This window comes from Vibrio sp. TBV020, assembly GCF_046056895.1.
GTDB lineage: Bacteria > Pseudomonadota > Gammaproteobacteria > Enterobacterales > Vibrionaceae > Vibrio.
The window spans coordinates 38037-63370 of record NZ_JBEEAQ010000004.1 but is presented as its reverse complement, the minus strand read 5'-3'; the positions used below and the strand labels follow the sequence as shown (position 1 = coordinate 63370).

The window sequence follows — 25334 nt, the reverse complement described above, 5'->3', positions numbered from 1 at the left end:
CACAGTATTCCAGCACTCTGGTAATTCGTTGAATTCAGCGGCTCATCACCTTCTAATCGGCCCAGCCTCGGATCGTCAGCGTGTCGCGCAAGTGCTGTTTGTCACCTGATAGACGGCGCCATTACGGTGGTCGAGGAAATACACTTCCCCTGCAATCTCCACCAGTTGATAGGAGCCACTATTAAAAGCCGTGTTCATACAGCCGCTGAGGTTAAGGGTCGCTGCGGTTGAGGCACAGCCAATCGCTCAATTACGTCGACCCAAAATCTCAGTTCCCCAATTCGATCCATAAACTTGCTCCTCTATGTGGAAACCGGGTCAAGCTTTGCAAACGCGAAATCAATTTGGCGTGATGTCAGTCACATCTCATTCTTCAAGATGAATGGAGCGTATAAAATTTATAATAATCAGTACCTTAATAATATTCTTGCGCGTATTTTCACCCAACTCAGTGGCACTGAGACACGTGAGCAGCGCCCCAAGCCACAAAGGCCGTTAACACTCGATACTTTGATCGGAGCCTAGGGCGCTTCCGGCTCATTACGGGCACACTTCGCAGCTTATGGACCATGAAAAGGAGTCAATATGTACATTCTTATCGTCAATTCAAGCTTGGATCCCAATAACCGAAGTCGTTAACTGCCACGCTCTGTATCAACAAAATACGCACTCGGTCACGACGTGAATGGGGCGATTTGGCACAATTTGAGGTACTGAATTTCGATAACGATACCATCTATCAACCCGTACAATGTCTACGTTCACAACCGCCATGCTATTGGGTTGAAAAGCCCTTCTCAGAGGAGCGCCCTAAATCTGGCTCGAGGTGCAAAAAACTGGGTAGACAGCGGCATCAAAGGATCGACGCAGCTTGCCATGGCTCCACATCGACGGTAAGGCGACGTCAAAGCCAGTGTGGCAAGCGGGTTCAATCACCGAACCCTGCATTTGCTGATGGAACTGTACGGCAATTGCGCGGACGATGGTATAAGGCGACAGTCAGTAGAATGCCGCCAATACACACCAGATAAAACATTATTTACTCGTGCACTCGGTCTTGACATGGACACTGGCAACTTCAGTGGGGTTCGTTCCCAACGCTATGCCATGGTGATCGAAGATCGCATGGTCCGCCAACTCAATGTTGTATCTGGCCAATTGGTGCATGGTTATCCTTTATCGTGTTGTGAAACGGCTTTAGTTGTGATTGCCACGATGGATAAAATCAGATCATGACAGGTACCGTAACGATGATTGGTCTACAGTCGAGTGAGCTAAGTGAGAGGTGTAAATCTGAACAAACACCATTTAAAAATGGTTCTCGGCTCAAAGCGCAGCTGACGCCCCCTTTCCTTGAACATGTTGGTTACAAAGCAACTGCGACCATGGAATTGATTTCATCAACCAACGCTGTGGTGTTACTGCTTGCGCTGATCGTGTTTAAAGACACTGGGGCTTACGTTACCGTTGTGCAAGTCGGAGAGCCAAGCAAAAAATTAGTGCCAGTAACTCTTGGATTTTTCGATGGTGAAGAGGTTGAAATCTTACAGGGTCTATCCAGCCGTGATTCGGTAATCAATATACAGCAGTTGAGTTTGGGGCAGCGACCGAGGTTACGTCGTCACTGATTAATGATGTTAAGAGTCTCTTGTTCAAGGGATATTGTGAACCATCAGTCGAACTAAATTGTTCTTATCACATTTGATGTATGAAATGTTAATCTTAACAGAAAGTAAGTACTAACTTAGTATTGAGGTTCGTTGTGACTGATCAGGAAGGAAGTCGGATCCAGTGACAAAAAATGTGTGATATAGCTATATGATACAAAAAAGTTTGCTTTTAGTAACTATGTTGGTGAGAAGTGGATTGACATGGTAATTTTAAATCATTGAAAAATATTAGTAAACCAATCCGATGTGGCTGTTAGGCTTGGTGGTTGGGGATAAAACCATGTGTTGAAATCGATCATGTTTATGGTGTGTTACGTTTTCCACTTATCCACAGACACTATAAAGATCTATTTAAATCTATTAATAACTATTTAACTATAACTCTATTGATCTATTAAACTATAGGCCTCGTAAATTATTGTTTTAAAAAGAGAAATCGGAAAATGTAGATCAAAAAAATTTGCTTTAAGATCAAATAAGTTTGCTTTGTGATCATATAAGTTTGCTTTGTGATCATTTTTGTTTGCTTAGTTGACAAAAAAGTTTGCTTATAACGACAGAAAAGTTTGCTTAAGGATCATTTTTATGTCATTTACCACACAAAAAAGTTTGCTTATTTAAGATGTGCGACAGAAACTGTGACACAAGCAAACAATTTTGTTGTTTATACCAATTAATCACACATATTTGTTTGCTAACTGGTTAAAATGTGTCATCCTAAGCATCATGTAAAACAAAAAAGTTTGCTTAAGCAAACAAAACTGTCCGGTATGAGCACAAATCCTAAAAACTTGCCGAAGCATATTAAGAAAGGCCATGAGTTGGTCTTCTCGCAACAAGATCTGACGGCACGGGAAGCGAACCTGTTTGGTTTGATGGTCGCAAACATGAAGCCTGAAGATTGGGAGACTCAAAACCGGACCCCTGAATATCGCTTTACCGCGTCACAGTTGTCGGAGTGGTTGGGCTTGAATAACCGTGCGATTGGCTCACAGCTAAAGCAGGTTGTGAGTCGCCTCGCCTCGCGTAAGATTGGCATTATCATTGAAAAGCAAGGCGACACCGAGTTTGAGTTTACTCCGCTGTTTAAGAAGGCGACCTACAAAGACCGTGTGCTGACGCTGATCCCCAATGACGCCCTCTCCAAAGAGTACATTGAGTACAATCAGGGCTTTTCGTTGATCAACACCAAAAGCTTCTTAGGCCTCAAGCGTGAATACACCAAGCGATTGTACGAGATTTTGTCGCGGTTTAAGACCGATGGCACCAATTTAAAACCGATCGAGATTGACGATTTGCGGGCCTTTATGGGGTTATTGAATGAAGATGGCTCTTTAAAAGCCAACAAGACTTCGTTCAAGAACACTAGTGTGTTTTTATCGCGTTGTATCAAGGAAAGCATTGAAGAGCTCAGTGAAGATCCTAAGACCAGTAAGGAAATTTTATTTCTTGAATCAGAAGACGGCTTAGGGATCCGACTGCATAAGCACGGACGTAACATCCATGCGGTTGAGTTCTTGTATCGTTGGATCAATAGCGTGTCGCCGATCCAGAAGCTTAACTTTGAGGATGCCAAGCGGAACATCACCCGTCTAGAGACCAAGCGTCTTACCACTGATGAACCATTAGAAACCGAAGAACTGGAGCTATTGGCGTTTTCTTATCGTTCAATTGATGAGGATGACAAGGCTACGTATGTCGAACAAGCCTTGTTGAGCCGACAGAGTCGCGGTAAAGGCGATGTTCTACCGGATACGGTGGAGAGTGACGAAGACGACAAGTCGTTTTTGGACAAGTTGGCGGAGTTGGAGAAGATCAACGGCAGCAAAGGCTACTGAGATGGACTCAATATCACACAAAAAAGTTTGCTTTGCGAGGCTAAGCAAACTTTTTTGTCGTTTATAGAACTTCATTCCCGTTATTCTCAATATTAGACATTATTTTTAATTATTCCATCATTTTTTGTTGTGCGATTAGAAAAATAAAGGATATACTATTTCCAGAATCTTGGTGGAGGTAGAAATGGATACTCTGGAAACAACGGCAACCTTTCAAAACTTAAAAGAAGGGGCAGATCGCTACATTAAGCGTCGTAACCTTCGCTTACTGGCCAATCATCGTAAGGAGCTGCGCAACTTTACTCGCGCGGAAGCCTCAGCCTATCTGGGGATTGATGCGAAGACGTTGGACAAGTATGTGGCTAGTGCCGAGATTGATCCGCGTCGCCACGAAGAGTCGCAATGGTCAATTGATTTGTCTGAGATGTACCGAGTGCGTGATTTACTGCCAGAATCGTTGCGTAAAGAGCCAAAATTTGAGCGCAATGCAAAGCAGAAAATGCAGGTGCTGGTGATCCAGAATCAGAAGGGCGGCGTTGGCAAGACGGTGTCTGCTGCGACAATTGCGTCAGGGTTAGCGACCGAGTTTCATCAAGAATATCGTGTCGGCCTCATTGACATGGATGGCCAGGCTACGTTGTCCATGTATTACGCGCCGGAAGCGGAGCTGGAAGGTTGTCTGTCAATTGGCGATCTGATGATGCGTAATTTCGAGTTAGAGGACGGCGAGACCTTTGATCAAGCTGTATCGGGTGCTTTTTTAGAGACCACGATTCCCAACCTGCGTATTTTGCCAGCGTCACAGACGGACCGAGCGATTGAAGGTTGGTTCCATGAGCAAGTCTTCAGTCAGAAACTGACCTCCCCTTACTCGCTGTTGAGCGACATCATAGAGTCGGTCCAAGATGAGTTTGATATTTTGATCATCGACACTCCCCCATCGTTGGGTTATGCCACTTACAACGCGTACTTTGCAGCGACCAGCGTGGTGTTCCCGCTGTCGGTCACGGAAAACGACATCGACGCGACGTGCTCTTACTTTAGCTACATTCCTCAGGTGTGGGCGTTGTTAGCCAACGCGCAACACCAGGGGTATGACTTTATGAAGATACTGCTCACCAACCACCGAGACAGCTCGACCACCACTGAGTTGATGAACAGTTTGTATGATCATTTTTCACACTATTTGTATTCCAAAGAATTCAAGCACAGTGAAGCGGTACGCCAATCGTCTTCACTGTTGTCGACAGTGTTCGATATGTCAAAGAGTGAGTACCCTAAAAGTAAGGCGACGTTCCAGGGGGCCCAACAAAATGCCTATGAAGTGACCAGTCAGATATTGCGTGACATTATTAATGTGTGGCGTGAAGAGGAGCAAGAATAATGGCGAAAAAACGTGGAGCGATCAGCCCGTTAGGTAATGCTGTTGGTTCGGAAGAAGCTCAAAAAAACGCCGCTAAAGCGAATCTAGAGTCTTTAACGCGTCAATTGAGCAGTGAGCTAGAAAAAGCCGGAGAGAGCACTCAGGCGTTCCTAGCGAGCCATTTTGGCCTAGAATCGGTGGGTAACGCGGTAGAATGGCGTCTTTCTTCTGGAAAAACTGCGCTTTTTCATGAAGTGACGCTGTCCTATGTCCAAGTTAAAAACGACACAATGGTGACGTTTGACGTTAACGGTCGTGATCAGTCGTTATTGACAGCGGACTCTCTGCAGGATTTGAGCTCTCTCGCCTACCAACAATTTTACCCGGCGGTGGGGCGTGAAGTCGATGGTAAGATCGATATTCTGGATGGCTCGCGTCGACGTGCTTGGTTTTTATTGCAGGAAGGGCGTGTTGAACAGTTCCGAGTGTTGGTGACTAAGGAGATCATTTCGGTCACAGAGGCTAAGGCCTTGGCTAAACAGCTTCAGTCTGCGAAAGAGCACAATCAACGAGAAATCGGTTTGCAGTGTATCATGGTGATGCGCAGTGAGGGTTGTACTCAGGAAGAAGTGGCCAATCGTCTGGGTATGAGTCGTCAGGCGGTGGGGCGCGCGCTTAAAGCAGCCAGTATTGATGAACGCTTGGTCGCTTTGTTCCCGGTGGTCAATGACTTGTCGCATACCGACTATGCGGTGCTGGACAAAGCGATGAAACATTATGGCGAAGACACGCTAATGTTAACCGAGTTTATTGCGCAGACTGAACAACGACTGGCCAACGCACGACCAGAAGACGATGGGCTGAGTATCAAGGAGTGGTTGGTTGCTGATATTCAGGCGGATCTGAAAATTGCGAAGACGCGTAAGGTCGACAGCGATCTATCGGTCACACCACTAAAAACCTTTTCTGCCAAAGGCATGTTTGCGCGCAAACGCAGTAAAGGGCGAAACTTCAGTTACGAATTTGGTCGCTTGCCGAAGTCGGTTCAAGAGGCGTTAGATGAAGCCGTGCACTCAGTGTTGCGCGACTACCAATCGGAAGACTGATAAACAACTCCCCTTAAAGGGGAGTTTTTTATGGGCGGTTGTCAGGTGGCTTTTCCCTCCCCTATTTTTGAACGCATGCTGCATTCGCCCTAAAGCCATAATGTGTGATTTTAAGAGTGACAATGTCACATTTAAGATGTGCTCCTGTCGACACGCCATTTTCATTTTGAGCACGCCGAGTAACCTATGAGTGCATTACATTCAAAGGGTGGTATCCCCTACTGGCGCGATGTATACGTGTCTTGTTGTTACTCATCCATGGCATCTGCCATGACTGATGACTTGTATTTCTATTCCGGTATTCGTAATGGACCATATTTAGGTGACCGAGAGCGTAGTGTGTCGCGAGACGGATGTCGGTGAGGGCGGACTACCTGTTTCGTTGCTGTACGGCCGTTAAGGAGACTCCTTTTATTGGTAGTATCGTTCAGTTCTCACCCTATATTGAGGTGAGCGTGATTTTCATTTCAAGCGAACAAATGTTTGCCATTGGTCTGATGGTATCGCTGCGACGCGTTTATAATTTTAGGACTGCGACTCCCCCTCCCCTCCCCTCCCCTTCCCTTATGACGCCCTCGACTCTACTCTCCTTAGCGCGCATTCTCGACGACTTAATGTATTCCATTGGTTGAAATCACAATGCCATCATTTTTGGGTGACAACGTTCATCTTGTCTGGTTAATCCCGGTTTCTCAAGAGCACACCCGACTAACAGGCTCGACGGAGTTTCTCACTTTACGAGTGTTACCACTAAGTTTGTATCAGTCCTGCGAGCGACTTGCTCTATTCTCAAATAGGTTCACTTTGGCTAACCTTGTGTTTGTTAGATACAGAGAGGGTTATCCGGCTTTCGCTCTATTTGTTTTTAGGTAACTCCCAGTGCAGCCCGTATTGTAAGGAGAGCTTATTTTCTAGAGTGCGTATTCGGCTCAGAGAATTCGTGTGTCTGACGTTGACGAGTCACTGATTTGGTTGGAGAGGGGGTCACCTTATTAAACTCCGGAATTCCCCCTACTGTTGTCAATACTCAGGCTGAGCATCGTTCCTAAACTAGCGGCTCATTGGATTAGCGGGATAGCTGTGATGTGTAATTCACCTATTTAAACCTCAGGACTATCCCTACTGTTGTCAACGCTCAGGCTGAGCATCCTACCCAAACTAGCGATTCACTGGATTGGCGGGATAGCTTTGCTGTGTAATTCACCCTATTTAAACCTCAGGACTATCCCTACTGTTGTCAACGCTCAGGCTGAGCATCGCGCCTAAACTAGCGACTCACTGGATTGGAGGGATAGCCTTGCTGTGTAATCCACCCTATTTAAACCTCAGAACTATCCCTACTGTTGTCAACGCTCAGGCTGAGCATCGTTCCCAAACTAGCGGCTCACTGGATTGGAGGGATAACCTTGCTGTGTAATCCACTTTATTTAAACCTCAGAACTATCCCTGCTGTTGTCAATGCTCAGGCTGAGCATCGTTCCCAAACTAGCGACTCACTGGATTGGAGGGATAGCGGTGATGTGTAATTCACCCTATTTAAACCTCAGAACTATCCCTACTGTTGTCAACGCTCAGGCTGAGCATCGTTCCCAAACTAGCGACTCACTGGATTGGAGGGATAGCGGTGATGTGTAATTCACCCTATTTAAACCTCAGAACTATCCCTACTGTTGTCAACGCTCAGGCTGAGCATCGTTTCTAAACTAGTGACTTACCGCGTTAGATTATCTTGATGAGCTGCTCTCCAGGCCTATTGTCGTTAGCGTTGTACGTGATGGTGGCCTAACAAAGCTCTTGTCAGCGGTAGACGAGAACAGACGCTAAGAAAAAACACAATTAATTCCTAATAAAACATAATGAATATTAATCTACCGTCAGCGTGGATATTATCTCTCGGTACTTATAACCATTAAAACCTTGTTTACGAAGGGAGAGCAACATGCAATTGGACCATGAACAACAACCAACATTCGCGTTCAAGATCAAGACAGTTGAGCCTATCACCCTGCTTCCAAAAGCACAGCGAGAAAATGCATTAGTACAATCAGGCTTCAATCCATTTGGTTTAAAAAGTAGAGATGTTTACATTGATCTTCATACGGACTCAGGCACTGGCGCTTTAAGCCAAGATCAATGGGCGGCTTTAATGATGGGAGACGAAGCCTATTCAGGGAGCCGTAGCTTCGAAGCGTTAGCGGATTCGGTGAAGTTGGTGTTTGGGTACCAGAACTTTGTGCCGACCCATCAAGGTCGAGGTGCTGAAAAGATTCTGCATCCGTTGTTGGTCAAACGTTGGAAGGAAACTCGCGGACATAATCGAAGTGACAGCAAGCCGATATTTGTCTCTAACTTCCACTTTGACACGACAGCAGCGCATGTCGAACTCTCTGGAGCTCGAGCAGTAAACATTGTGGTAGATGAAGCGTATGAGATGGAGAAGGAATATCCTTTTAAAGGCAACGTGTACTTGTTTAAACTGCAACATGAAATCCCAGTGGTGATAGACTTCGCTCGTTTTGCTGAAAACACATACTTTATTAAGCAACGAGAAGAGGGCTATCAACAGCGAACCGTGCAAGAAATTGTACGTGAAATGTATGAGTACAGTGATATGCTGACACTGTCTGCAAAAAAGACCCAATGGTTAATATCGGTGGTTTACTCGCGGTGAAGGACAATGGTGATCTGTTTCGTCAGGTCGAGATGCTCTGTATCGTTAACGAAGGATTTGTGAGCTACGGAGGCTTAGCGGGCAGGGATGTAGAATGCTTGGCAGTCGGGCTGAAGGAAGCCGTGGATGAGAACTATCTAAGCGCGCGTATTTCTCAGGTGGAGTACTTTGGTGAGCTACTGAAAGAGGCGGGGATCCCGATCCAAACTCCTGTCGGTGGACATGCCATTTTTATTGATGTGGGGGCATTACTGCCGCACATTCCAGCACACCAATTTCCGGGTCAGGCGCTGGCCAACGCGCTCTATATTGAGGGTGGGGTATGTAGTGCGGAAATTGGCTCGTTTTTATTGGGAAGAGATCCAGATACGGGGATACAGAAAGAGAGTGAAATTGAGTTGACTCGTTTGGCTATCCCTCGCCGAGTTTATTCCAATGAGCAGTTAACTTATGTGGTTGATGTATTGAAACGGATTAAGGCTGACGCTGCGAATATTCCTGGTTATGAGTTTGAATATGAACCTCCTGTACTGCGTCACTTCTTAGCGAAACTGAGACCTGTTACTAATAAACATTAATAATTTGAGTGCAGGCCGTAGAGCACTACACTTTGGCTTGAGAGCAAATTGTGTAGCCAACAATTGAGCCCTTATTTCAAGCCTAATATATAAAGTATTGCCCTCTCCGGAGGGCTTTTTTGATCCCGAGGGAAATAATAATTAGTGATCGTCGTTTGGGGACGAGCTAAAGATATCAGCTCATTCTTGCTCTCCGTGCCGTGTTTCATCATTTTCTTTCAAAGTGATCCATTACGCTTTTTTAGCGATGAAAAAGTGTTTCGTTGAAGCGAAGTCCGATCCGATAACCTTTCCTATGGCATGTTTCTATCAATGGTTGTTTGATCACGTTGTTAATCTTTTTTCTAGTCCGAAAAATTAAGACACGCAGCGAACTCTGATTGTCAAGGCTGTCGGCTCGAATCGCGCGTGAAATGCTCTCGATCGATTTCGGTTCATCGGTGTGAACAAACAGATACGCCAGCAAATCGAATTCACTGGCGGTAAGAAAGACACGCAGATGGTTGTAGACCAAACTTCGAGAATGAAACTGCAACGTTAGTTTGCCATAACTGATTGAGTGGGCTCATAGCAATTTGCCCACTGACCTACGATATCATGAAGTGTCTGGTTAAGTGCTTCGGTTGAGCAGGGTAGGGATATCCATTGGATCAATGTTTGGCGTTTGACCTTGGATTGAGGGTGCTGAATGGTAGTGAGCCAAATGATAGGGGCGGTAAAATAGGGAATTTGATCTTGAGTTCGCGTAAGCCACTAAGTCAGTGACGAAAAGCTCTTGCCATAAACAATGGCTGAAAATTGGGACAAATGTTCATAATTTGAAAAGTGGCGCTTCTCATGCGTATGGATTACGTCGATGTCCAAGCTCGAGAGTTGTTGTGTGATAGCCTCGGTATGGGTGTTGGTTTCATCGGTGATCAAAAGAAGTTTAATGCGCATCATTAGCTCATATATCTAAAGGGCAGGAGAGAGTTTATGTCAATAAGCAACCTGTTTCTCAATTTATTAGTTATTTTTAAGTCAATGAAACTCAAGGATAAGATTGAGTGAGCATTAGATTTTTATTGTGACAGTGTCACGTAATGTGCGCGATTTTGATGAAGATCGAGGGTTGATAATAATAAGATACCTAACGTTCAGTTAGGTTAGATTTTAATGTGCTGATGAAAATAACGCCGTGTTCTATCTATTATATTTTTGAGACTAGTTTCAGAATCATGAAAAATAACAAGCTTTGTTTCACTTCTAATAACGACCAATTATCTATGAAACAAAGTTAGGACACATTTATCTTTCTATTAATTAAATTGTAATAAAAAATTTTAATAAATTTATGAATTATATTGGTTTTTTACTATAAATTATTACAAATAGAGGGGAAGTCACATCAAGGGGGATTTGAGTCCATGTTGGATATCGAGTGCAAAAAAGTGTCATATGCGCTTTGTCGCGAAGTGAGACTAATTGAGCAAATTGTTAGCTTAAATATAAGATCGAGTAACGGAAAAATGTTTGTTGTTTCTCCATCGGGTCGAATAGGTTGCAGTTATAATGCGATCCGCGCGCTATGTTATTTGTGTCAGAAAAAAGATTTCCTAGTCAGCAAATCAGATTTAGAAGATTACGTTTGGCAAGGTGGTGTCGTCTGATTGAGGTGGGCAATACATTGATGACAGGCAGGGTGTAATGTCGGTTTCTAGGATGCTTGATGGAATGTCATCAGGCGAAGCAAGCTCGTTATGGTCGAAGAGTGTCTGCAATTCAGATTGCTCATTCCACCTGAGATCGACCAAAATCGCTTCATACGGTTGGCTGTGTGCCGTCATCAGAGCTTGGATGGATTGTGTACCTTCGTGGAGGTTTGCTAGGGTGAGCATGGTGACGAGAGCCTCATGAGGTTTCTGTTTTAACTCTTCACTATCTCTATGTTCATCAACATCGAGCATTCGTCCAAAATGAAAGAATTTGAATTTGTTTCTTGAATCAGTTTCCTCAGAACGATCATAAGCTCTAAATATCCAGTGCTCACCGTCATGCAAAATGTTCAAAGGTACAATCGTTCTACTCGAATGGTTCGCACTGTTTTTTGAATAGTATTTACATTGGATAGCGTGGCCGCAACTGATTGCTCGAGTAACACACTCGACATGACTAATGTTCATCTGATGGGGAAGCGTGTTTATTTTCTCGTAGGGTAAGATGGCCTTATCCGAGTCGGTAATTTCATTCTTGCTGAAGAAAGATTTATCAATAGAAGAGAAAGAGGCAGCGTCGAACCGTCTTAAGAGAATGAGTAACAGGTTGTTTATTATGACTATTGTTCTTCCGCTCTTTATTCCAGGAGCGTTAACTATAATCTTCACTGGTGTAATGAGACTCTCGGATGTTAGGGTTGAATTTGCAACTGTGTATAACAAAGAGCCTTACAATGTTTACGCTAAAGAATTTGGTATTCAGGGTGATACTAGTAGTTTTTGGGATAGCTTCATTAAATTTGAAAAAGCCCAAGTGCTATTCAAAGGTATCGGTAGTAATACTGTTTTATCATGGGGGAGCGAGTAAAAATGGTTACTCCAACAGCATCGCTGCACATGCTCCCGAATTAATATCGCCATTTCGATTCGTGTTAAAAGAGGCCCAGCACTGCTGGGCTTTTTCTTTAACAAATATTGGTCTTTTACTATACGTAAACACCCATCCAAAAGGCCTCAAGCTGCGCTTCGACTTCATCTATTTTTACACCATTATGAGTGCGTGTGATAGCCATGATCAACGCGTCGTGTTTTTCCTCTTTTATGTTGATTAGAACTTGCTGGGTGGCATCAGTTAGCAGATCTTTCAAATCAAAACCGAGTAGAAAGGCGGCTTGCTTTTGTACGTCATAATCGAGTTCTTCACTGGGAATATAATCTTCCCACAAACGCCCGTCGTGAATGAGCTCATACTTAGATAACACGGTATAAAAGTCGGTCGCATCTTTATAGCTTTCACCACCTCGTTCGTTCCAAGCCATCAGTTTAAGCATCACGATACCAGGTAACGATGCCACCTTTAGTTCATGATCTTGTAGTTGAACGGTCAGAGCATTTTCGTAAGCTTCCTGAAAACCCACCACTGACATGGTGATGTCATGGCTTGGTGGCCATTGGATTTGACCGTCTGTGTCGGCTAGGCCTCCAAAAGGAATAATATCTATAGGTAGCCCGCTATCGGGTTCTTTCATTCGATGAGCTTGGTCTGTGGCTTCTAACCCTGCTGAGAGCAACCCTTGTTTGATGGTTTCAAATTCATCCCAATTTGCAACAAGTAGTGCCGTATCAATATCGTGAGTCGCGCGAATCGGTTCATGCCCAAAGATTCCGTGTAAAACTATATCTCTCGCGGTAGCACCTGCTATGAAGTATGGCACATTTAACGGGCTCACTGCGTGAGTGACTTTGAGCAGAGCTTGTTCAAAAACGGGATTGAGGGAGTTGCTTAAGGTGTAGATATTGGTCATTGATGATCTCTGCGACTTCTTGGTTACGGCTGTCGTGACTTGCCAGCAATTCAGCGGTACTTAATAGGGCCTGAGCAAAAGGCGTGATATCAAGTGGCTCACCCCAAAATGGGGTAGCTATGGTTAGATTGCCACGTTCGTCCGGTCTTGCGCGATATTGACGGATTTTTTGCTGCAATGGTAAACGTGTGTACAGTAACGCATGCTCTGGCTTTAGGTAGTCGGTGAGTTTGCTTGCGGCTACCTCTCCTCCCCATAAGTCGCCAGATTCGAGTGGCAGTTTTTCCCATGCTTGTGGGGAGCTTAGTCTCATCATTTTGGTTTTGGAGCGCAATGTTACGCTGTAAGCGTTTAGCCATTGATACGTGAGCGCCAACTTGTCGAGCAATCTACGGTTTTCTTTGCTCTCTGGGATATGGTTGTTATCGATGAGGTATTTGATTGCTTTGCTGACCATGCCCAGAGAGATGTTCGATTTGCTCGCGATCTCACTGTATGGCTGGCTGATTAGCTCTTCGTCGACCAGTAGGGCGAATAGGCATTTCATAATGCCGACACTCATCATGGAAGTTTTGCTTTGAGCCGGTTTAGGTTTATTCCCTTGAACTAAAATGTAGATGCCTTGGCCAACAATCCGCGCGTTGCCTGATTCATCAATATAATTGATGTGGTTTTGGTGGCAGTACTCTCTTAAGAAAGTGCTTAGGCCATTACAAATCAGTATGCGTTGGCTCGCCTCAATTTTGGTTGAGAAATGGTTCAAACTTTCTTTGCGGTGAATGGTTTTGCACTCGATGTGAAATTTTGTGGTTCGCTCGCTCAGATTAAGAGCAAGGCAAGTGTCCTCAAAATTTGAGTTGCCGCCCACTACAACAATACTTCCTTTCAGCTCTTCAGGGAGTTGGTTCAGTGCCCTTTCCAATAAGCGGTTATCTAAATTCACGACTTAAATTTTTTCATGATTCATGAAAAAATTATATCCGTGAAGTTAGGTGTTGTAAATAGCTCTTCCATCTAAGCCTTAGGCGGACACTTGAACTCGACTTCAATGCCTGTTTCTCCGCTAGCGCCTATGACGTTTGCTGTTGCCCCAGCTGTGCGTCGTGGCATTCCCTTTACTGTAAAGGTCGATAGCGCTGTGCGCTTTCATGCCTTGGCGGTCTGATACACGGTAAGTAAGATGACTTTACTGTTGCTGTTACCGGCTTTTTCACTGAGTGAGAGCAGTTCATTCGCACTCATTTTGTTTGCGTTATCGACTAAAATAATGTCCTTGTTGGTCAGCGGGTGCTTAGAGTTAAGTAGACCTTGTAAGGTATGACGCTGATCATCTTGAAATAAATGCTTAACCCAAGTGGCAAAGGTGTGGCTTTCTCAGGGGATGTTTTGTTGATTATGGCGGTGGTGTTGGGCAATTTTGGTTCTAGTTTGGTAAAGTGTTTACGTTGGTTAGTTTAAGTGTCGTGTTTGAGTTGCTAGCCGCTTAGCAGAGCGTTATACGTTCAAAGAAGGAACAGTGGATGAAATCAAAGAGCTTTTGAACTGTTCCCCCCCCTGATAAGTCTGACTTTTACTGCGCAGAGTGTAGATGCAGTCGAAACTAAGAAAGCACTAATTAAGGCTCTTTTTACAAATATCGAAGCTCAACTTGGGATTTCACCTGTAAACTATTAAAGAGTAACCGCCACATTGTCGGGGCTTTCGTGGAATGACAGGTGGTGATGTCACCGACCTAACATACAAGGTTAATGTTTAGAGGTGTGGTATGAGTAAAGTAATTTTATCGGGATATATCGAAATCCCAGAAAGCGAACTAGAAACAGTGACTACAGCGCTAGATATGCACATCGAACTAACTCGAGAAGAGGCCGGCTGTTTAATCTTTGAAGTTACTCAAAGTAACGATAACCCAAATCGGTTTTTTGTCTTTTCGTTATGTAAAAAAATGCAGGCCGTTAGGGATACCTATTGCACATAAACATTGTGTAGTTTGGATTATTTAATGATTATATTATTTAGTACTATTCTTAAAGTTGCATAAGATATTGGCGCTTTTATCCACGCGAAGTAGTGAAAGCCGCATTATTTCGCAATGCCGCTGCGGTTATCTTCTACCACAATCGCCCTTCTGGCATTGTGGAATCTAGCCAGAGTGACCGCAGATTCACTCGCCGTCTTATCGATGCATTGGCATTGTTTGATATCCGAGTGTTAGACCACTTCGTTATCTCTCACGAAGTGGTAGTTTCATTCGCTGAAAAAGGATGGATTTAAACGGCTTCGGCCGTTTAATTCCTGAACACTTGTTCAGGCTGCATTCTGCTTTACGTCTAATGGATGCAGAACTAAGTGAGCATGGCCTTTGTCGCCATTCCACTCTTTTATTTCACAAATGAACCAGTGTTGTTGGTTGATTGTGTCAACAAGCAAATTTGGCTCTGATGTTTGGATAAGCATCGATACCGGAGCTATTTGCATTTCATTATTGTCGAAACAATGCTCTATGTGGGATTCCAGCATGTAAAGAATGTTGGGTTGAGTCTCTTGGCCTTCTTTGTACACCTTTGAGTCAATATTCACTTCGTCATTCAGGTAAACAAGTAATTCAATGAGTTTGGCCAAGTCCGTAGGCTTATGGTTTTTCGACAGCCTATTGAGTTCATACAGTCTTTGCTCCAAGTTGCCTTGCTTAGATTTAGCGATGTTTAACATCAAGCGAATGTCTTTTTTGAGGTTAGAAAAGGCTTTCTCTTTCAGTTTTGGCTTCTGGTATTTGGTCAGTATTTCATTGCGTTTTGATACGGGGATAAAACGGTTGCTCATCGATACCGTGGTAAGTAAATGGAGCAGGGCATTTGATATGAGTGTATATCCTTACGTTATATGGGGGATGGTTGGTTGTTTTTCAATCATTGAATCTCTTAAAGGTCTGTTCCTCCTATATGTGTTTCGTTTAGATAAACAAGGATGGGTTTCTCTTGCCACTGAGGAGGGAAGCTTTGGCGCACTTGCCAAAGGTCGTAAGGTGTCCAACCTTGCAGTGGAGGAGAAAAGCGAGCAAGGTGGCGACCGTCAGGGGATTGAATTTTAAGTAGGCTGAATCTGTGTTGAGTGAGGATGGTTTTGGCTTGCTTAGAATCGGTGTCAGTGATGAAGTTCATTGTGTTCCTCTGCGTTGAAATGCATCCCTTTAATGCACTCATTCGATAAGCTTAGGAATCGACCTATCTTCTCTTCTGTTGAGTAAGAGGGAGTAAACGCATGTTCTAATTCTCTACTGAGAAGTTGGTTAATGTCGTCGATAGAGGGGTCACCCTCGATGATTTGGAAATGAACGATATCGACATTTTGATTTAAAGTACTGGTATTAATTACATCTGTGATTAACAGGATCATGGGAAATCTCATTTGATGATTATTTTGTCCACGCAGAGCGTGATACTTCTTTTTTCTCAACAAGAGCTTCGCACCTTATTGCAGTTAAGAGCTAATGCCAACCTCAAGTTAAAGAACCCTCGTGACTAAAGTTGAACGATGATTGTTAAGAAAGGATAATAAGGTCGCTGGGGATAAAGGTCTGTAAGATATTTCTTTCTTTTTGGAGATTATTTTCCGTTGAAAAGAAGTAAAGGTTAGGCCATCGAGCTTAAGTTGTTAGCACTTTTTTATAGCTCATTCATGAGCTTTTGAGCTCCGAGCTCATTGTTGTAGTCACACGCTTATGATCTCTGTGGATTCCGTGGGAGGGTGAGACAAAGCGACACAAAGTGCTCAATATTAATTAGTGCTTATGATGATAGGGGAATACTCTTTAGGCAACTACCTAAACATCATGGAGAACGATTGATTTATGTTAAGGCTGATGGCTCTAATTAGGTAGAACCATCTTCTTTTTATTTTGGAATAGGTTTCATCCAAGTGCTAGGAAGAGTCCGCATTAACCATTTGATAGCGCCTCGCTTTCTATTAAGTCGATAAATCGAGAAGCTAAGCATTAAGTGTGATGAATAGAAAAGAAAACTTGGTAGTTAGTGGAACTGATGAGCCACCTTAGCCTAAATGATACTTGGTTGTATACTCATAGTTAAAGCTCAATAGACTAAGGACAATCCCACTTTTTATACTAAAGACCAACTAATTACTTGACTACAGTATAGAGTACAACGCCAAAAACCGAATAAAAGTGATATATAACAATTTCCTAACTGGTCAATCAGCGTGTATATTAGAGATCGTCGACATTAAGTTTATGATCAACTGTTCATGTAAAGCAATTGGTGAGAGTTTTAAACTCTTGAATTTTTTCTCTCCCGACGTTAATTTTTATCACTTGATGTGATGCCTCCAAGGCTTATCCATAACTGAAATGTTCCAGCCAATAGTGGAAGCATTATAGATATGGTTGAAGCTCCATTAATACCTAATAATAAGGTTATAATGTATAAAAATACAGAAGAAGTTAACATTAGTCTCTGAAGGTTTGTCATAACATACTCCAAGTATAAGTTATTAAATGTTGATTAGGTCGTTGTGAATATCGTTCTATCTATATACTTTAATGTATTTTAGAGAGTATGCGTGTTTTTTCTCAAGGTGTCACTAGTTATATAATAACAATAACAACCTAGTTTAATTTTTCATCTGAATTTCAGAATATCACCTTAATAAAGATCGTTTCAGATTAGAGCTAGGAGCTTATACCTCCAAGGTAATATCCCTTACAAGCATGAAGTTGCTTTCCATTCCAATGCCATTGTTGAGCAACGGCATATAAATAATGTTTGTTCTTCACGAGTACATGGATGATGCGCTCTGGCTTTACTCTGTTATCTTCGTATTGAAATGTACCCTGCGTCGGCTTTCCTCCTTGTTTTTTACTTAGAACGGCTCTAACTTCATTACGTAAAAGTCAATCTTCTTTGTTAGGTGAGCTGAGGTATTGAGCGTCAACATTAAACGAAGGTATTATGATTCAACGATTAGACAAACCTTTCCCATTGAGTTGGGGTATATTCAGTGGTACTTAATGACTCTTTATTAAAAGAATCAATTGTCTTCTGCATAATCTCCTTTGTGTGTAAAATAAACCCATTTAAATAATGGGAGAAAGTTATTTCATCTAGATCTTCAATCTTACGCTGTGTAAGTAAGTATACTTGGTTATTACGCAGTGAAAACCAAGTGCCTTTCATGTCACTTACATTAAAGTTCATCGTTAACAAGGTAGAATAGACTGCAGAATCTTTGATATTTGATAAAGTACTTATATGACTATGTAGTATCAGTACATCGCTATTGGGAGGAACTTCAAGTACCATTACTAAATCACCTTGCTCATCACAGATAGCACAGACGCCTCGTTCGAGAGTAAAGCAAGAAGAATGTGATTGGCTAAATACTTGTAAGTATTTGTTTATTTTCGTATGTATTGGTTCCAAAATAGACCTCTGTTAGGACTTGTTAAACGATAAACATCAGGGTTTGTTCGCTCTGGAATGCACTCCCAAATTTTTTATTAATTTGGTACTTAAGTGCAAACCAGAATCTTCTTTTGGTTTAAAGCTTACGTCTTTCCATCGGCTAGTATGTTTTTCCCACCATGGTTCGACGAGTTGTTCCAGATAACGCTCTAAGCAAAGTCGTGCCGAATTAAAGTTTGCATCAGACTTTTCAACATGAAAGCTATTCATCGCATTAAAGAAAGCTTCTTTTTGGGAGGTTATTTTTAGTTTCTCTGTTTCTGTAACCGCTCGATCTTTCAGTTCTTGAAAGAAAGTTAATATTTCCTGTTTCATTCCTAGAGAACAGCCGGCTGTTCCAAGATTGTCAAACATCTTTTGGTAACCGGATTTATTTTTGTCAAAAAAATTGTTCCAGTTCTCATTATTTACGTTCTTGTCAGCACTTCGATAGAAGCGATTAAAGCGCACAGTCGTATAGGTAAGGTCGTTAGTACCAATTTCCTCACCTATTAATGTTGTTTTACTCTTGTTTGCTCCTAAAGTAATGCCGGAATGGATACCTGGTGATAACATTCCAGAAATTCCCCCATTTAAACCGGCTGAAAAGTTTTTTGTTATACGTAAGAACTGTTTTCGATAGCCGCGCTCTCCAGAGTAATGCTCATCTTGACTGTATTTAGGTTTAAAAAAACGAAAAGTGTATGATCGAGAAGGTCCTGCTTCAATATCAAGAGGAATATCTATATCTGCAGGAAACGTAGCACCGCATTTTTCCGCTAAGTTTTTAATGGTTGCGCTAGGTATTGTTTGTTGTAATGACCCTATTGCTGAGCCGGATATGGTAACATCAATATAACTGCCTTCACGGACTCTACTTGGGTGAATTCTGTCTCTGACAAGTACGCTAATTTGGCCATTGAATCCACTAAATGAAATATTGCTACTGAAAAGTGTATCAGAGTTTTTTAAATAAATTTCTTTCTGAAAAGTTGCGATATCATTTAACCATTTTTTGTTATGTTGGATGCTAGGGTTTCTTAGCAAATCAGACGTTTTATCAATAAGTTCATTTATCTTTGACTCCTCCTCAATGCTTATATCATCAGCAAGTTCCCCATCAGGCATTAAAGTGCTTGTAAATAAAGCGTGGGACGCTGCCGCAAATTGCAAAAACTGGTGTCGGCCCACTGCGTTCCATCTATCTTCAATGGTTTGCTTCTTACCATGTAACCTGTTTAGCTCAGCTTTATCATGATTTGGGGAGGCTTTGAAAGAGTCATAGTTTTGAACGGTATTAATATAGCATTCTAGGTCAGTTTGTAATTGCTTTAATGCACCAATCGCTACTCTAGGTGTATTAATCTTATCTAATATGTGTTGTGCATGTTTGGTGAACTTTGAAGGGAGTTCTGTAATCCTTTTATTATTCTCTTTTACGGCATCTAAAAACTGAGTAGGGACGAATTCATAGATATTGGTGGTACTTTTTGTAATACTAAAATTAGCTCCTGTCCCTTGAAGCAAATTAATAAAAGGTGTGTTAATGTTTATACCGCCATCGAAATCAATAGATGCAGATGTAGTATTAAAAAAACCATATAAAGGCTGAGCTTTCGCCGGCGGTGGAGCGAATATTTTAGCATCAATATTAAGCTCTGATTTTAGTAAATGGTTAAGGCGGTGCTGGTTATCAGTGGACCTTTGCAGCTCTTGCGGTAAGCGTTTTAGGTTGGAGTCGGTTTTACCTGAAATTTTTGTTTTGATTCGTTTAGTAAAAGAATATTGGCTTTCAGTGTTGTTTCTCTGGGTCACCAGTCGATGCCCTTCTTGTTTAACATAGCTTTCCGCATTATCATATTCCTTAAATTTAGTCTTGCTACTTTGCCCATTGGCAGTAACACTGAAGTGGGCGCTTGCCACATTATCTAAGCCTACTTGTATTCCGCCTTTTAGTTTTAGTTTTCTAGCATGAGTCTTTGAAGAAAAATACAACCCTTCATCATCTGCATCTATTGTTGAATTGTTCTTTACTCCAACAGTACCTGAAAGGTAAGGGCCAAGATGGCTATTTACTGTGCTTAATAAACTCCCCGCTACATTCATATCTACATTGAAAGCTGTTGACTTTCCTGTTCCTGGTTCACCGAATTTTTCATACTTTTTTAATTGACCTTCTTGTAAACGAACGCATTCCATTTGCATCCAATCAGATTTGATATGTTGTGACAATAGTCCAATTAGTACTTGCATGTTTCCTTTAGGGGATTGCTTAGCCAATTTTTGGAGCGCGTTGTATAAACGAGCCGTATCATCAAGCGATAACGTTTCTTTCTCATTTAAGTTTGCGTGATTCAGTAAGGGATAAATATCTTTAATAAGGGTATCAAGTTGTGCATATAAGGTTTTAGCCTGAGCGTTTAACTTTGATTTACTTGAAGTATTTTCAGTCTGTGCACATTGAAATTTATGATCAGCTTCCTTTTTAATTTTATCATGTAAGGCGTTGTAAATGACACGAATATGTTTGGTTATGATCTGTTTTTGCTGAGGTTTTTCTTTATTTAATGCACTCAATGTCAAGGAAAGGTGGGAGTTCGCACCTATTTTCTCTAATGATTGAGTAGGTGATTGAGTTGCGGGCTCTCCAGTTCTTTGCCTGAGAGGGCTCGATGATGGTTCTTCAATGGAATGTGGTGTAGAAACTCTAGTCGAGCTTTGGTCGGATTGTATTATACTTGTATTGTTATCAATAGACATAGTGCCTCCTTTGTATCTTACGGTTTGATTTCTTAGGAGCTGGTTGAAGGACAAGAGCGGTCAATGAAACCGCATCGATGAATTTATTCAACTATCTTGTTAGGCCCGTGTGATATTTTTAGAGGTTTGAATGGCCGCAGTCAGGATTTTTTCAAGCTTATCCTTACAGTCTCTTAACATATCTCTGTAAAAATCTACTCTAGCCCTTTCATCGTCCATCGCGGATTCATGGAGTTTTTGATCTGCTTCAAGAAGTTTCCCATCTGCTAAAGCTTGTTTAGCCTGATAATTGAGTTGAGTTGATGCAAACTGTCCAATAGCTGTCATAAGATGGCTAGTACCATTAGTTGCATTGTTAAGAGTTTGTAACTTTGATGAGTTTCTCTGAAGTTGATTCATGAGTAAGTTCTGGGTTACAGAATCTTGACTGTCGTTTACTTTCATTTCAATTTGCTTGGACTCTTTAAGTGTGTGGAAACCTTTAATGGAACCAGCCACTTCTAATGTACCGCTAATCAAAGAAAAGCTAGCGGACATCAATCCAGACAAGCGTTCTTTAGAAGCTTGCTCTCTGATTTTATCTGCTTGCCCTTCAAAGGAGGCTTGTATAGCGTCTCTCTCTGCATGACGAGCTTCCTTAGAAAACTCATATTGAGTAAGAGCAAACTGGTGAAGTAGTTTCATTAGTTGACCTAAATCAACGGCAACACTCTCAGTTTCAATTAAATGATTGAGTTCATGAACAGCATCGTTACTCATCGGAGTATGAGGCAAATCTAGTTTTGGAGGTTGTAAATCCTCCCTAGTAGGGAGGGGAGCATTATGTAGTTTGACTGCGTGAGTTTCGGACTTACTTTTGTCATTGCTAACACTCTGTATAACGTGTTGAGTGTCAACAATGGGGTGATTTGTTTTTGTTGGTTGTATTTCCATGGGGCACCCTTAAGCTCGAATGTTATTGTTAATTAGTTGATTAGATTGAACATTGCTATTTAAGATGGCCATGACATTTGAAGCGCTATTCTGAAGCCTATCGAGTATTTCTTGAATACGTTCTGTATTTTCATTCATAATTGCTTGCATTTTTGCGAGCAATCCTGCTAATTCTTTCGCATCCGCTCGATAGAGATCCGCATCATATTTAGCTTCTGTACTAATAATCTGGCTGGTTCCTTGTCCAACTAGAGCCACACCAGAGGTAAATTTTGCGCCTTGACCGATTATATCTGCGGTCTGGGTGATTTTTGATGTTGAATGTGTGGTTGTGGTCGTTACGTTTTTTGATTGCTTCATCAGGGTTTTCGCCGCGGCTACTGCCACATCATCAATCATATTACTCGTTGCTTTTATTAAGTTAGCTGATGACTTGGCAGCATTAATACCTGCATTCATCAAAGACTTGACCATATTTAGTGCGGTCTTAGAGGCGTTGCTTATAGCGGAGGATATTCCAGAGCCGCATGACAAAGCTATGATAGCCACAGCAAAAGCGATATCTGCAATCATTTGTGCAGCCTTCTCACCGACTAAAGGTTCGAGAAGCTTGGCTATTTCTCCAGTCAGGGAGACGCCGCACTCTGCAGTAATTTGTTGAGTTAGTGTTAATGCTGCGGCAGCAAGGATAGGAGCTGCTGCTCCGCCAGATACGACAGTAGCAACTGCACCTACGATTAAACCAGCAATAGCAGCGATCCAACCAAAAATTTTTGCAAACAAGCCACCTTTGTTTGCTTGTTCCATTTTTTCGATGGTTTCTTCGAGTGCTGAGATTCTTTGTGCATGAACTGCTTCATTTTTCAGGCTGGCAGCTTCGATGTCATTTTTTGAAAATTCCAGTTGTTGCTGATTCATTTTGCTTTGTGCTTCCATTAACGCAATGACAAAATCGACGACAGCTTCTTTTGGCGTATCCAGTACGGGAGGAGCGTTAACAACTTTGTTGCTACCTATCTGGTTAATAACAATAACATCCTGCTGATTTTGCTGTCCCTTTATAAGTTCTTTTTCTACTTCTTTAGTACTGAGTTCAAGCAAGCCGTTCAAGGCTTGTTGTGGGGTGAGATTTAAGATTTCCATACACTTATTCCTGTAACCTTCGATGCCGCATTGCGGCATCGAGACATAAATTGTCAAACTGACTATGTTTTCCTTTATGTAAACTTGCGGCATAAAATCCACTTGATGCTTCTTTTTTTCTCCCTAGCATAAGTTGACATTCCGCAGCATGATAGGGAAACCTTGGGTCATTGCTATCAATCAAACTAGCGTAACTATATGTGTCTATTGCTGTCTGATATTGTCGCTGCATCTGTAGGCATGAGCCGAGCGCAAAAAAATGCTTAACTGTAAAATGATCGAATGTACACAAAAAACGAAAGATCTTTTCAGCATCTTTGTAACTTCCGCCATTATAATATTGATACCCTGCCTGATAGAGTGTTTCCAAAGTCGTCGGACTAAGATCATATATCTCTGCTAAGGTGCCGCCGCCATTAAAAAATTGCATGATTTCTTCTGAAATATCATCATTCTGTTTTGGATTTTCCATGTAGAATACTTTATCTCGCTTATGCCATGTTACGAGTGATAGTCCCTGTTGTACCTGCCATTTTGCTGATGAGGTTGGATAACCATTCAATACTTTGTTCGTACTTTCCCATAACAGATTGCAGGTTTACCATGTCAAGTTGGGATACAGAAGAAAGAGAGTCAGCTTTGCCTTTTAAATTTTCCAGTTGAAGTTCCATATCTGCTCTTTGGTATGTACCATCCTTACTTTTTTCAAAGTCGCTAAACGTGGCTGCGAGGTAAGATTCTACTTCGGGAGATATAGCTCCAGTATCATCAGCCTCTGTACCAATTCCAGTTAGATCATTGCGGAGCTGTGCCATCATTTCATTCAAATCTGCCAATTTGTCATTGTTGTTCTGAACTGCATTTAGTTGATCACGCACTTTTGATTCCAACAGGTTCGATCGCTCTGTCAAAGCAATAATGACTAATCCTCCTAAAGGTAAGTTTTGTGCGTTATTGAGTTGATCAAAAGTGCTTGATGAAACGTTTGCTATTTCAGTCATGCTATTTTCCTTCAGTAATGTTGAGTTGATTCTGTTTAATGATTGTCTCGATTAGTTATTTCCGAATTTTGAAACAAGGGTTGATCCTCATGTTCAAAGCTATTTCGCAATGCTTTCAATTCGCGTTGTTGAATAGGGGATACCTTAGGCTCTAATGTCTTAGCAAATTGAGTGAGTTGATAGTTGTGGACCGTATTACAAATGTTTTCAAACTTGCGACGAAACAAAATAATTAATTGAGCGTTTTTGCGGCATACTTCTACTGGGGTTAGATTTTTATTCACTTGAATACCTCTTATGCCATATTCCGAGTTAGTGTTCCTGTGGTACCTTGGAATTTGCTGATTTCGTTTGATTGCCACTCAATACCTTGTTCAAGCTTGCCCATTAATGATTGAAGCTGAACCATTTCTAATTGGGAAACAGAAGATAAGCTGTCGTTAAATCCTTCCATATTAGTGATAATGCTCTGCCAATCTTCAACAGAGAAAGCTCCTGAACTATTGGTCCTGTCTGGGTAGGCTATACCGTTATCATCGAGGAACTGTTTCATGTCATTACTCATTGTTGGAATGTCTTCATCTTTTTCGTTTATGGTTTGGTTATTACTCATTGCTTGATTGCTTGTGATCTCTTGACCACTAGCAGTGTTCCATTCACTAGCGTTATCGCCCATGTAGAAGATCTGACCGTCATTAGTAGCTGCATCGAGTTCGATACCTTGTAAAGAGACATCTCCAATACTAGGGGAGTTATTTGCAATACCGGATACTTCGATAGCTTGATTTCCTTTAGTGATGGTTAATGAATCTGTAACAGTATTGCGTGCTCCGATATCTTTAGTACCTACGGTAATAGTTGTGCCATCACCTAGTACAAAGCTAACGTCTTCCTTGAAATCCCAATCGATTGAGCCATCGTTATTTTCGTCTACATGTGGGTCTCCCCAGATACGAGTTTCATTACCATCGGGGCCGGTAATTGTCCAAGCCTGTCTATCACCTTCTATATTGATTGAGTAGCCGTTATCTAAATTAATAGTGCTCCCTTCTACTTCCCATGTAGCTTCATCTACAATATCGACAGAGCCAGTCATTGCTGTTCGGGCTTCAGCGAGGTATTGCTGCATGTCTTGCATTTTTTTATTATTAGAATCTACCTGAGATAGATTATCGCGAACTTGGCCATCCAATAGCATATTACGTTGTACCATTACTGCTGTGTAGACGGCTTCCAATGAAACACTAGACATATCTGTTGGTGTATTTACGTTAGTTGGGAATAGTCCATCAATCATGCTCATTATGTTTTCC

General features: G+C 42.0%; 20 protein-coding genes and 4 pseudogenes. 11 read left to right on the top strand and 13 right to left on the bottom strand.

Going from position 1 to position 25334, the window contains the following annotated elements:
* Positions 1-1038: 1038 nt before the first annotated feature.
* The 6 genes and pseudogenes from AAFX28_RS23505 to AAFX28_RS23480 form a co-directional block, all read left to right on the top strand.
* Positions 1039-1236, top strand: a pseudogene (locus AAFX28_RS23505) (hypothetical protein); the annotation flags it as partial.
* Complete coding sequence (locus tag AAFX28_RS23500; RefSeq protein ID WP_408690983.1) at positions 1233-1628, top strand: hypothetical protein; 396 nt, start codon at positions 1233-1235, stop codon at positions 1626-1628. The pseudogene AAFX28_RS23505 and the gene AAFX28_RS23500, both read left to right, overlap by 4 nt.
* An 812-nt stretch (positions 1629-2440) precedes the next feature.
* Complete coding sequence (locus AAFX28_RS23495; RefSeq protein ID WP_408690982.1) at positions 2441-3508, top strand: replication initiation protein; 1068 nt, start codon at positions 2441-2443, stop codon at positions 3506-3508.
* 184 nt (positions 3509-3692) lie between these two features.
* The gene (locus AAFX28_RS23490; RefSeq protein WP_408690981.1) at positions 3693-4892 is read left to right on the top strand and encodes a ParA family protein; all 1200 of its coding nucleotides are present in this window, start codon (positions 3693-3695) and stop codon (positions 4890-4892) included.
* Positions 4892-5977 (top strand): ParB family protein, encoded by a 1086-nt coding sequence (locus AAFX28_RS23485; RefSeq protein ID WP_408690980.1) that lies wholly within the window; start codon positions 4892-4894, stop codon positions 5975-5977. Before AAFX28_RS23490 ends, AAFX28_RS23485 begins: the two co-directional genes overlap by 1 nt.
* Positions 5978-7916: 1939 nt before the next feature.
* Positions 7917-9226, top strand: a pseudogene (locus AAFX28_RS23480) (tryptophanase).
* Between the two features lie 241 nt (positions 9227-9467).
* On the opposite strand, the gene AAFX28_RS23475 reads toward AAFX28_RS23480, so the two are convergent.
* Together AAFX28_RS23475 and AAFX28_RS23470 are read right to left on the bottom strand one after the other, a co-directional pair.
* The gene (locus tag AAFX28_RS23475; protein ID WP_408691055.1) at positions 9468-9692 is read right to left on the bottom strand and encodes a helix-turn-helix domain-containing protein; all 225 of its coding nucleotides are present in this window, start codon (positions 9690-9692) and stop codon (positions 9468-9470) included.
* A gap of 1147 nt (positions 9693-10839) precedes the next feature.
* The gene (locus AAFX28_RS23470; protein ID WP_408690979.1) at positions 10840-11388 is read right to left on the bottom strand and encodes a WYL domain-containing protein; all 549 of its coding nucleotides are present in this window, start codon (positions 11386-11388) and stop codon (positions 10840-10842) included.
* 148 nt (positions 11389-11536) lie between these two features.
* Between AAFX28_RS23470 and AAFX28_RS23465 the strand changes: the two genes are divergently transcribed.
* Entirely contained in the window at positions 11537-11788 is a 252-nt protein-coding gene (locus tag AAFX28_RS23465) for a hypothetical protein (RefSeq protein WP_408690978.1), read from the top strand.
* A 118-nt stretch (positions 11789-11906) separates the two neighbouring features.
* Here AAFX28_RS23465 and AAFX28_RS23460 read toward each other — a convergent pair whose 3' ends face one another.
* Complete coding sequence (locus AAFX28_RS23460; RefSeq protein ID WP_408690977.1) at positions 11907-12725, bottom strand: nucleotidyl transferase AbiEii/AbiGii toxin family protein; 819 nt, start codon at positions 12723-12725, stop codon at positions 11907-11909.
* Complete coding sequence (locus AAFX28_RS23455) at positions 12679-13668, bottom strand: type IV toxin-antitoxin system AbiEi family antitoxin (protein WP_408690976.1); 990 nt, start codon at positions 13666-13668, stop codon at positions 12679-12681. Before AAFX28_RS23455 ends, AAFX28_RS23460 begins: the two co-directional genes overlap by 47 nt.
* A 650-nt stretch (positions 13669-14318) precedes the next feature.
* Between AAFX28_RS23455 and AAFX28_RS23450 the strand changes: the two are divergent.
* The 3 genes and pseudogenes from AAFX28_RS23450 to AAFX28_RS23440 all read left to right on the top strand — a co-directional run.
* Positions 14319-14481 (top strand): annotated as a pseudogene (locus tag AAFX28_RS23450) (tautomerase family protein); the annotation flags it as partial.
* A gap of 9 nt (positions 14482-14490) precedes the next feature.
* Positions 14491-14703: a putative quinol monooxygenase gene (locus AAFX28_RS23445; RefSeq protein WP_408690975.1), complete on the top strand. Its 213-nt coding sequence runs from the start codon at positions 14491-14493 to the stop codon at positions 14701-14703.
* A gap of 77 nt (positions 14704-14780) precedes the next feature.
* Positions 14781-14999, top strand: a pseudogene (locus AAFX28_RS23440) (JAB domain-containing protein); the annotation flags it as partial.
* Positions 15000-15032: 33 nt separating this feature from the next.
* Here the strand turns inward: AAFX28_RS23440 and AAFX28_RS23435 are convergent.
* Positions 15033-15548, bottom strand: a complete 516-nt coding sequence (locus AAFX28_RS23435; protein WP_408690974.1) for a DUF2913 family protein — start codon at positions 15546-15548, stop codon at positions 15033-15035.
* A gap of 37 nt (positions 15549-15585) precedes the next feature.
* On the opposite strand from AAFX28_RS23435, the gene AAFX28_RS23430 reads away from it, so the two are divergent.
* A complete protein-coding gene (locus tag AAFX28_RS23430; RefSeq protein ID WP_408690973.1) occupies positions 15586-15816 on the top strand; it encodes a hypothetical protein in 231 nt (76 codons plus the stop codon).
* Between the two features lie 53 nt (positions 15817-15869).
* Here AAFX28_RS23430 and AAFX28_RS23425 read toward each other — a convergent pair whose 3' ends face one another.
* The 8 genes from AAFX28_RS23425 to AAFX28_RS23390 all read right to left on the bottom strand — a co-directional run bounded on the left by AAFX28_RS23425 (position 15870) and on the right by AAFX28_RS23390 (position 25324).
* A complete protein-coding gene (locus AAFX28_RS23425; protein ID WP_408690972.1) occupies positions 15870-16121 on the bottom strand; it encodes a hypothetical protein in 252 nt (83 codons plus the stop codon).
* A 1583-nt stretch (positions 16122-17704) separates the two neighbouring features.
* Entirely contained in the window at positions 17705-18163 is a 459-nt protein-coding gene (locus AAFX28_RS23420; RefSeq protein ID WP_408690971.1) for a type III secretion system chaperone, read from the bottom strand.
* A gap of 36 nt (positions 18164-18199) precedes the next feature.
* Positions 18200-20944 carry a hypothetical protein gene (locus AAFX28_RS23415; RefSeq protein ID WP_408690970.1) on the bottom strand — a complete coding sequence of 915 codons (2745 nt, stop codon included), beginning with the start codon at positions 20942-20944 and terminating at the stop codon, positions 18200-18202.
* A 99-nt stretch (positions 20945-21043) separates the two neighbouring features.
* Positions 21044-21877 (bottom strand): hypothetical protein, encoded by an 834-nt coding sequence (locus tag AAFX28_RS23410; protein ID WP_408690969.1) that lies wholly within the window; start codon positions 21875-21877, stop codon positions 21044-21046.
* A 9-nt stretch (positions 21878-21886) separates the two neighbouring features.
* Positions 21887-23020 carry a type III secretion system translocon subunit SctE gene (sctE, locus tag AAFX28_RS23405; protein WP_408690968.1) on the bottom strand — a complete coding sequence of 378 codons (1134 nt, stop codon included), beginning with the start codon at positions 23018-23020 and terminating at the stop codon, positions 21887-21889.
* Positions 23021-23024: 4 nt separating this feature from the next.
* On the bottom strand, positions 23025-23492 hold the full coding sequence (locus AAFX28_RS23400; protein WP_408690967.1) for a SycD/LcrH family type III secretion system chaperone: 468 nt from the start codon (positions 23490-23492) through the stop codon (positions 23025-23027).
* 19 nt (positions 23493-23511) lie between these two features.
* Positions 23512-24021 carry a hypothetical protein gene (locus tag AAFX28_RS23395; RefSeq protein ID WP_408690966.1) on the bottom strand — a complete coding sequence of 170 codons (510 nt, stop codon included), beginning with the start codon at positions 24019-24021 and terminating at the stop codon, positions 23512-23514.
* 295 nt (positions 24022-24316) lie between these two features.
* Positions 24317-25324: a DUF1521 domain-containing protein gene (locus tag AAFX28_RS23390; protein WP_408690965.1), complete on the bottom strand. Its 1008-nt coding sequence runs from the start codon at positions 25322-25324 to the stop codon at positions 24317-24319.
* Positions 25325-25334: the final 10 nt, after the last annotated feature.

Coding starts and splice junctions, on each gene's coding strand:
- AAFX28_RS23500 (WP_408690983.1), top strand. CDS start 1,233: ATGACAGGTACCGTAACGATGATTGGTCTACAGTCGAGTGAGCTAAGT.
- AAFX28_RS23495 (WP_408690982.1), top strand. CDS start 2,441: ATGAGCACAAATCCTAAAAACTTGCCGAAGCATATTAAGAAAGGCCAT.
- AAFX28_RS23490 (WP_408690981.1), top strand. CDS start 3,693: ATGGATACTCTGGAAACAACGGCAACCTTTCAAAACTTAAAAGAAGGG.
- AAFX28_RS23485 (WP_408690980.1), top strand. CDS start 4,892: ATGGCGAAAAAACGTGGAGCGATCAGCCCGTTAGGTAATGCTGTTGGT.
- AAFX28_RS23470 (WP_408690979.1), bottom strand. CDS start 11,388: ATGAACATTAGTCATGTCGAGTGTGTTACTCGAGCAATCAGTTGCGGC.
- AAFX28_RS23465 (WP_408690978.1), top strand. CDS start 11,537: ATGACTATTGTTCTTCCGCTCTTTATTCCAGGAGCGTTAACTATAATC.
- AAFX28_RS23460 (WP_408690977.1), bottom strand. CDS start 12,725: ATGACCAATATCTACACCTTAAGCAACTCCCTCAATCCCGTTTTTGAA.
- AAFX28_RS23445 (WP_408690975.1), top strand. CDS start 14,491: ATGAGTAAAGTAATTTTATCGGGATATATCGAAATCCCAGAAAGCGAA.
- AAFX28_RS23435 (WP_408690974.1), bottom strand. CDS start 15,548: ATGAGCAACCGTTTTATCCCCGTATCAAAACGCAATGAAATACTGACC.
- AAFX28_RS23430 (WP_408690973.1), top strand. CDS start 15,586: ATGAGTGTATATCCTTACGTTATATGGGGGATGGTTGGTTGTTTTTCA.
- AAFX28_RS23425 (WP_408690972.1), bottom strand. CDS start 16,121: ATGATCCTGTTAATCACAGATGTAATTAATACCAGTACTTTAAATCAA.
- AAFX28_RS23415 (WP_408690970.1), bottom strand. CDS start 20,944: ATGTCTATTGATAACAATACAAGTATAATACAATCCGACCAAAGCTCG.
- AAFX28_RS23410 (WP_408690969.1), bottom strand. CDS start 21,877: ATGGAAATACAACCAACAAAAACAAATCACCCCATTGTTGACACTCAA.
- sctE (WP_408690968.1), bottom strand. CDS start 23,020: ATGGAAATCTTAAATCTCACCCCACAACAAGCCTTGAACGGCTTGCTT.
- AAFX28_RS23400 (WP_408690967.1), bottom strand. CDS start 23,492: ATGGAAAATCCAAAACAGAATGATGATATTTCAGAAGAAATCATGCAA.
- AAFX28_RS23395 (WP_408690966.1), bottom strand. CDS start 24,021: ATGACTGAAATAGCAAACGTTTCATCAAGCACTTTTGATCAACTCAAT.
- AAFX28_RS23390 (WP_408690965.1), bottom strand. CDS start 25,324: ATGAGCATGATTGATGGACTATTCCCAACTAACGTAAATACACCAACA.